Source organism: Rodentibacter rarus (genome assembly GCF_001998965.1).
Classification (GTDB): Bacteria; Pseudomonadota; Gammaproteobacteria; order Enterobacterales; family Pasteurellaceae; genus Rodentibacter; species Rodentibacter rarus.
In genome coordinates this window covers 1-1,960 of the sequence record NZ_MLHJ01000095.1, presented here as the reverse complement: position 1 = coordinate 1,960, position 1,960 = coordinate 1, and the positions used below count along the sequence as shown (strand labels likewise).

Genomic DNA, 1,960 nt, shown 5'->3' with positions numbered 1-1,960 from the left:
CTTTCTCTTCTCTTTTATGGCGTATTTGCTATGACTTTTTTTAAATCCTAAAATTTTCTCTTTCCTTGCTTTTTGTTTTATGGTTTTTAGTTTTTTTATACTGAGTATCATCAATAATAATATTATTATGACAATAATTAAAAAATTCATTTTTTAAATCCTTGGTAGTTTTAGCTCTTTACGCTTTATCTGATTATAGTAGAGATTTACATCTTTTGCATAGTTATATCTAATTTTTACTCTTTTATTATTGTTTTTGCTTCCTGCATTATAAACTCCAACAGCAAGCCATTTTCTACCATATCTTTTAAAATTCTCATTTAATATATATCCACCGACTGAAATATTAAAACAGGGGTATTTTATAAGGTTATTTACACTTATTGAGGGGAAAATAGGTTTTAGCCTTTTGATGTTTGATGTATTGATTTGCATTATTCCAATATCTCTTGAACCATCGTTATTTTTCCCGATAGCGTTTACATTGTATCGTGATTCTTTCCACGCTATAGCTCTTAAATAATCGGGATCAAAGTTATAGTATCGCCCCACCTTTTCAAAGCAATTAGCCTGAGAATAAACAGGGAATAATAGAAATAGAGCATATTTTATCAATTTCATTATTTTTGCCTTGTGATTTTTCTTTAATTTTACACACAAAAAATTATTTTTAATTATCTTTTTATCTTTGGGGCTTCCCCTCCCTTTGGTCGGGTCGGGCTTGCATTTTTTATGGCCGCAAGCAGCCATAAAAAAACTCAACCACCGCAAGCGGTGTTTTCGCCTATCGGTGCTAATCCCTAAGCTAGATTAAGCATACATTCGCGATTATTTGGGTAAAGTTAATTTAGATAATAACTATCCATTTAACAAGTTTTATTTTACAGCTGATACCTATTTTTTTATATTTTTTACACACCTAACGCAAATATAAAATTTGCATTTATTTCCTTTAATATCAAGTATCTATGAAATTATGATTAAAATTTAATCATTTATTTCTATCTCTATATAGTGCTTTATAGATGATATACAGTGCTTATTGAAAAATAAAGAATTTTTTGTTGAAAAAATGAATTTGTCACCATATAGTGCTATATGGCACTGTGTAGTGCTGTTTTTTGTTTAAAAAATAACCGAGTTTAATGCTTATGGAAAATTCAAATACTTTAATGAATCGTGTAACTATTCGTGTTCCTTTTTCTATTTTAGAGATTATAGATCGTATTTTATCGCATCGTCTTGGTGATGGTGAAGCTAATGCAACGAGAAGCAGTATTGCACTTGAGTTATTAAAACTTGGTGCAAGAATTGAAAAGAAAAAATTAGACAATATTGAAACCGGAGGTAATCCGTTTGATAATCGTTTAGAAGAGCAACTTTCTTTTATTGCTAATTCAATTATAAGAACGAGCTTACAAGTTGAAAGATTTTCTAGTGTTTTTTTTGAACTGAATAAAGTTTCACCGGATTTATTTAATAGAATAGTCGGTGAGGTAAAGCTCTCTGAAAAGGAAAAAATGTTATTGAAAAGACTTTTTATTGATACAGATTAAAAAAATGTGAGATAGTTCAAATTTCAAGAAAATAACTATTGACAATTTGTTTTTTTTTCTAGAATTTGTGTCGCATTAGTGATAACCGCTAATGCGACTTTTTTTATCAAAAATTAACAAAAGAGGAAAATAAAATGTTTAAAGATTTTATCAAAAAACTTTATTCAAAAATGAAAACAACTGTAACAGTTACAGCAGTTTCTTCAGTGCCGGCTGTTGCGATGGCAGCAGATTTAGCCGCAGGAGCAAAACAAGATGTAAAAGATACTCTTGGTGTTGGTTCTACAGCATGGACTATTTTACTTGTTCTTGAAATTCTTGCGGCAGTTTTCATGTACATTAAAACTAAAAACCTAGCATTATTTGGTGGGATTATTGCTTTAATTTGTCAATGATCTTCCAAA

3 protein-coding genes are annotated in these 1,960 nt (G+C 29.5%); 2 read left to right on the top strand and 1 reads right to left on the bottom strand.

The window, feature by feature from the left end:
* Positions 1-153: 153 nt before the first annotated feature.
* Positions 154-750 carry a lytic transglycosylase domain-containing protein gene (locus tag BKK50_RS09220; protein ID WP_077417463.1) on the bottom strand — a complete coding sequence of 199 codons (597 nt, stop codon included), beginning with the start codon at positions 748-750 and terminating at the stop codon, positions 154-156.
* Positions 751-1,151: 401 nt separating this feature from the next.
* Here BKK50_RS09220 and BKK50_RS09215 point away from each other — a divergent pair, with 401 nt between their 5' ends.
* Complete coding sequence (locus BKK50_RS09215) at positions 1,152-1,556, top strand: hypothetical protein (RefSeq protein ID WP_077417466.1); 405 nt, start codon at positions 1,152-1,154, stop codon at positions 1,554-1,556.
* Positions 1,557-1,690: 134 nt separating this feature from the next.
* Positions 1,691-1,951 carry a type IV conjugative transfer system pilin TraA gene (locus BKK50_RS09210; protein ID WP_077417461.1) on the top strand — a complete coding sequence of 87 codons (261 nt, stop codon included), beginning with the start codon at positions 1,691-1,693 and terminating at the stop codon, positions 1,949-1,951.
* The last annotated feature ends 9 nt before the right edge of the window (positions 1,952-1,960 follow it).

Bases quoted from the DNA above. Each gene is read 5' to 3' on its own strand.
- BKK50_RS09215 (WP_077417466.1), top strand. From the start codon at position 1,152: ATGGAAAATTCAAATACTTTAATGAATCGTGTAACTATTCGTGTTCCT.
- BKK50_RS09220 (WP_077417463.1), bottom strand. From the start codon at position 750: ATGGCTGCTTGCGGCCATAAAAAATGCAAGCCCGACCCGACCAAAGGG.
- BKK50_RS09210 (WP_077417461.1), top strand. From the start codon at position 1,691: ATGTTTAAAGATTTTATCAAAAAACTTTATTCAAAAATGAAAACAACT.